The sequence below is a fragment of the Streptomyces sporangiiformans genome (genome assembly GCF_005768555.2).
Taxonomy (GTDB): domain Bacteria; phylum Actinomycetota; class Actinomycetes; order Streptomycetales; family Streptomycetaceae; genus Streptomyces; species Streptomyces sporangiiformans.
This window is the reverse complement of record NZ_VCHX02000256.1, coordinates 1-4713: the sequence shown is the minus strand read 5'-3', so window position 1 is coordinate 4713 and position 4713 is coordinate 1. Positions and strand designations below refer to the sequence as shown.

The following is a 4713-nucleotide window of genomic DNA, read 5'->3' as shown; positions in this document are numbered from 1 at the left end:
TATCGGCCTAGCGGCCTCGTCCTCAAACGCCGGACGGGCTGAAAATTAGCCCCTCCCTCGGGTCCAGGGGGCTGGCCCCGTGGGAGGGGATTGGGTAGGGGCGGCGGGGGCGAAACCCCTCACAGCCACCCGGCGAGCTCCAGCAGCAACTCCGCGTCCTGGAGCCGCCCCACCCGCCGCGCCCGCACGCCCGACTCGACGGCCCGGAAAAGCGTCCACCCCCGCAGCCGCTCCTGCTCCACGTCCAGCGACTCCGCGAGCCGCTTCACGCGCCGACGCGTCATCGAGGCGCCGGACGGAGAGGCGATCAGGTCCTCGACACGGTCGCGGACCAGACGGGCCAAGTCGAAGGCACACTCACCCACAACGGGATCGGGCCCCACGGCCAGCCACGGACTGCGCTCACCGGCGAGCACCTTGCTCTGCCGAAACGTGCCGTGCAACAGCCGCTCCTCCGGCGGAGCCGCCAGCAGCGCCTCCCGTGCCGCCAGCGCCGCGTCGACCAACGGCACGGCCTCCGTGTCGGCACTCGACCGCATCGCCTCGGCCTGCCGCCCGGTCCGCTCCGCCACGGTCTCGAAGACGTGCCACTCGGGCGGCTCGACCCACAGCCGCCGCAGCACACCCGCCGCCTCCAGCATCGACTTCGCCTCGGGCAACGACCGCACCGACACATCCGGATGCAGCCGCTCCAGGAGCAACACGCCCTCGGTGCCGGGAGCACCAGGAGTACCGGACGGCACGGCGGAGCCGGCAGGGGCAGCGGAGCCGTACGGCTCCAGAAGCCGTACCGCGCCCAGGCCGTCCCAGTGCGCGAGCGCGGCCCGCTCACTCTCCGGCCGGGCCCGGGGCGGTGCGAGCTTGAGTACGGCGGGCGTCCCGTCCGGCAGCCGCACCAGCACCACGAAGCTGCCGCGCCCGCCGGGCACCTGTACCCGCTCCACCGTCAACTCGCGTACCGCGACGGCCTGCTGAGCCGCTTCGGGCAGCTTCTCCAGCCAGTCGTCACCGCCCGGTGCCGTCTCGCCGAGTGCCTTGACGAGACGCCGTGGCGGTTCGAAAGCCATACGCGAGTCGTTCCCTTCCAGTCCGCGGTGACGAAGTTACGCCTGTGGTGTCGCCGACGCCGCGGAGGTGGCCGCCCGCTCGGCGAGACCAGGGAAGGCTACGCTCCCGCCGCGCCAGCGCGCCGCCCGCACCGCTGCCTCCCGCAGCGCCCGGGCGGCATCGCCACGCCGCTCACCTTCGGCGGCCCGGACCAGATCCGAGTACACACCGGCCACCCGCTCCTCCAGCTCGGCGGCGAGCCGGACCGCCGCGTCCGAGTCCGGCACCGGGAACGGCAGCGCGTACGCGGCCGCGGCCGGCTCGGGCTTCTGGCCCACATCCCGTACGGCCCGCTCGAGTTCGTCGCGCCGGGCCCGATGCGCGTCGTAGGCCGACTGCGCCTCGGCCCGCAGTTTCTCGCTCACCTTCCCGCCGACGACCCCGTACCCGTACACGGCGGCATGCTCGGCTCCGAGCGCGGCCTGCACGGCCTTCAGCTCCGCCGAAGCCTTCGCTTTCGCTCTCACCTTCGCGTCCGCGTTCGCCTTCCCGGAAATCCCGGAACTCCCGGAACCGCTCACTTCCCGCCCTCCGTCAACAAGTACGCGTGCACCGCACCGGCCGCCGCCACCGAGGCCAGCAGCCGCGCCAGCTCTCCCGGTACCTCCGCGAGAGCCTTCGTACGCCGGTCCGCCAGCTTCCGTTCGGCCGAGGCGAGTTCCGCGAGGGCGTCCTCCTCCTGGGGCGGCACACCGGCCGATGCGCTCGCGGACGGAGCGGCGGACGGGTCGGCCGAAGCCGGCGGAGCGGCCGCGGCGGACGCCGAGGCCGAAGCTTCGGCGGCAGACGTCCCTTTCCCGCCCCCGAACGCCTTCGCGTGCCGTACGACCTCCGCCCGCAGCGGCGACAAGCGCTCGGCCAGCGTCGGATGTACGACGAGCACGGCCTCGTACCGCTCCGCGAGCCCCTCGCTGTCGCGTGCAGCACGCGCGCGTGCCCGGTCGGCGGCGGAAGGGCTCTCCTCGGTGCTCTCGGGGCCGGATTCCGGATCGGAGCAACCCGCGAGAAGTACGGCGCCCGCGGCGGCGGCTCCGGCGAGCAGACTCCTTCGGCGCGGCCCGGACGGGGAGCGCGGCGGCAGGGTGAACGGCAAGGCAGACGTCCTCGGCAAGCTCGTACGAAAGGAAGGAAGGACAGCGACCCGGAGTCTCTCAGGACCTCTCTGTCCTGGATCAAGGTACCCGCGGTGACAGGCCCGTGGACGGCAACACCCTCCCGGACCCGATACCCTTTGACCTGACACGCGACCTTCCCACAACAGCACACGCGGCCGAGGAGTCACCCGGATGAGCACCACCCAGAGCGAGAGGCTGCGAGAACTACTGGAACCGCTCGTCAGCTCTCAGGGACTCGATCTCGAGGAGATCGAAGTGGACTCGGTCGGACGCAAGCGTGTGCTGCGCGTCGTCGTCGACTCCGACGACGGAGCGGACCTCGACCGGATCGCCGATGTGAGCCGCGCGCTCTCGGCGAAGCTCGACGAGACGGACGCGATGGGCGCGGGCGAGTACACCCTCGAAGTGGGCACCCCCGGCGCGGAGCGCGAGCTCAAGGAACACCGTCATTACGTGCGCGCCACCGACCGGCTGGTGAAGTTCCAGCTGACCGAGGGGGGCGAGCTGATCGCCCGGATCCTGAAGGTCGATGACGAGGGCGTGGACCTCGAAGTGCCCGGTGTGAAGGGGCGCAAGCCCACTGCCAGGAGGCTCGCGTTCGAGGAGATCGCCAAGGCGCGCGTCCAGGTCGAGTTCGGCCGAAAGAACCAGCACGCAGAGAATGCGGAGGAGGCGTAGCCGTGGACATCGACATGAGTGCCCTGCGGGGCTTGGTGCGGGAGAAGGAGATCTCCTTCGACCTGCTGGTCGAGGCGATCGAGTCGGCCCTCCTGATCGCCTACCACCGCACTGAGGGAAGCCGCCGCCACGCGCGCGTGGAGCTCAACCGGGAGACCGGCCATGTGACCGTGTGGGCGAAGGAGGACCCTGAGGACCTCGAAGAGGGCCAGGAACCCCGGGAGTTCGACGACACCCCGTCCGGTTTCGGCCGCATCGCCGCCACCACCGCCAAGCAGGTCATCCTGCAGCGTCTGCGCGACGCCGAGGACGACGCGACACTCGGCGAGTACGCGGGCCGCGAGGGCGACATCGTCACCGGTGTCGTCCAGCAGGGCCGTGACCCGAAGAACGTGCTCGTGGACATCGGCAAGCTGGAGGCGATCCTGCCGGTGCAGGAGCAGGTCCCCGGCGAGACGTACCAGCACGGGATGCGGCTGAGGTCGTACGTCGTTCGAGTGGCGAAAGGTGTCCGTGGGCCCTCCGTGACGCTCTCCCGGACGCACCCCAATCTGGTGAAGAAGCTCTTCGCCCTCGAGGTGCCGGAGATCGCCGACGGGTCCGTCGAGATCGCCGCCATCGCCCGCGAGGCGGGGCACCGCACGAAGATCGCCGTCCGGTCCACCCGTTCGGGCCTGAACGCCAAGGGCGCCTGCATCGGCCCCATGGGCGGCCGTGTGCGCAATGTCATGGGCGAGCTCAATGGTGAGAAGATCGACATCGTCGACTGGTCCGACGACCCGGCCGAGATGGTCGCGAACGCGCTCTCCCCGGCCCGGGTCTCCAAGGTCGAGGTCGTCGACCTCGCCGCCCGCTCCGCGCGGGTGACGGTGCCGGACTACCAGCTGTCCCTGGCGATCGGCAAGGAAGGGCAGAACGCCCGGCTCGCCGCCCGTCTGACCGGCTGGCGGATCGACATCCGTCCGGACACGGAGACCGTGGAACAGGCGGGGGAACGGCCGGGAGAGCGGCCGGGGGAATAGATCACGCCCCCAAGGCGCTGAGATCACGACAGCTTTATACGCGGCAACCGTTCGATTCTTGCCCCAAAGGGGTGAGGTCGGTGCGGGGAGGTAGACTTGAGCGTATCTGGCCGGACGCAAGCCCGGGCATGCCCTGAACGCACGTGTGTGGGGTGTCGGGAGCGAGCGGCCAAGATCGATCTGCTGCGGATCGTGGCGATCGAGGGCGCTTGCGTCCCCGATCTTCGCGGTACGCTGCCCGGCCGGGGTGCGTATGTGCACCCCGCCCTGGTCTGTCTCGACCTGGCGGTACGCCGCCGGGCGTTCCCACGGGCGCTGCGTGCCCCGGGACCGCTCGACACAAAGGTGTTGCGCCAAGCCGTCGAGAAGACCGTTGCTGAGAAGGCAACACCGTAAGACGTGTCGTACGGAACCCCGTGCGGCCCTGGTACCTCGCGAGTTGGAAGTAGGTCGAGATTGCGATGAGCACTCGATGAGTACGCGATGAGTACGCCCATGAAGTAGCGACGGTCCGGACACAACCCGGACCTAAAAGGAGCGAAGTGGCTAAGGTCCGGGTATACGAACTCGCCAAGGAGTTCGGGGTTGAGAGCAAGGTCGTCATGGCCAAGCTCCAAGAACTCGGTGAATTCGTCCGTTCGGCGTCCTCGACGATCGAGGCGCCCGTTGTACGCAAACTGACTGACGCCCTGCAGCAGGGCAACGGCGGCGGCAAGCCCGCCCCGCGCAAGGCCGCGCCCTCCAGGCCGGCCGCCCCCTCACCGGCGCAGGCCGCCCGTCCGGCTGCCCCG

The 4713-nt window shown here is 70.5% G+C and carries 7 protein-coding genes; 4 read left to right on the top strand and 3 right to left on the bottom strand.

The annotated features are described in order from the left end of the window. Positions 1 to 119: 119 nt before the first annotated feature. From FGD71_RS35450 to FGD71_RS35440, 3 genes are read right to left on the bottom strand one after another with little or no spacing between them, the layout of a single operon-like run. Complete coding sequence (locus FGD71_RS35450; RefSeq protein WP_119104656.1) at positions 120 to 1067, bottom strand: aminoglycoside phosphotransferase family protein; 948 nt, start codon at positions 1065 to 1067, stop codon at positions 120 to 122. Positions 1068 to 1103: 36 nt separating this feature from the next. Further along, complete coding sequence (locus FGD71_RS35445) at positions 1104 to 1574, bottom strand: ferritin-like domain-containing protein (RefSeq protein WP_119104657.1); 471 nt, start codon at positions 1572 to 1574, stop codon at positions 1104 to 1106. Positions 1575 to 1624: 50 nt separating this feature from the next. Continuing rightward, positions 1625 to 2200 carry a hypothetical protein gene (locus FGD71_RS35440; protein ID WP_119104655.1) on the bottom strand — a complete coding sequence of 192 codons (576 nt, stop codon included), beginning with the start codon at positions 2198 to 2200 and terminating at the stop codon, positions 1625 to 1627. Between the two features lie 193 nt (positions 2201 to 2393). Here FGD71_RS35440 and rimP point away from each other — a divergent pair, with 193 nt between their 5' ends. The 4 genes from rimP to FGD71_RS35420 form a co-directional block, all read left to right on the top strand. Then, the gene (gene rimP / locus FGD71_RS35435) at positions 2394 to 2900 is read left to right on the top strand and encodes a ribosome maturation factor RimP (protein ID WP_119104654.1); all 507 of its coding nucleotides are present in this window, start codon (positions 2394 to 2396) and stop codon (positions 2898 to 2900) included. A 2-nt stretch (positions 2901 to 2902) separates the two neighbouring features. Beyond that, positions 2903 to 3922, top strand: a complete 1020-nt coding sequence (nusA, locus tag FGD71_RS35430; protein WP_119104653.1) for a transcription termination factor NusA — start codon at positions 2903 to 2905, stop codon at positions 3920 to 3922. Between the two features lie 147 nt (positions 3923 to 4069). After that, positions 4070 to 4318, top strand: coding sequence for a YlxR family protein (locus FGD71_RS35425; RefSeq protein ID WP_240436923.1), 249 nt, complete (start codon positions 4070 to 4072; stop codon positions 4316 to 4318). Between the two features lie 146 nt (positions 4319 to 4464). Then, the coding region (locus FGD71_RS35420) for a translation initiation factor IF-2 N-terminal domain-containing protein (RefSeq protein ID WP_140936030.1) at positions 4465 to 4713 on the top strand (249 nt) is incomplete at its 3' end.

What these genes read in the sequence shown, in the direction of transcription:
- FGD71_RS35450 (WP_119104656.1), bottom strand. Translation starts at nt 1,067, where the DNA reads ATGGCTTTCGAACCGCCACGGCGTCTCGTCAAGGCACTCGGCGAGACG.
- rimP (WP_119104654.1), top strand. Translation starts at nt 2,394, where the DNA reads ATGAGCACCACCCAGAGCGAGAGGCTGCGAGAACTACTGGAACCGCTC.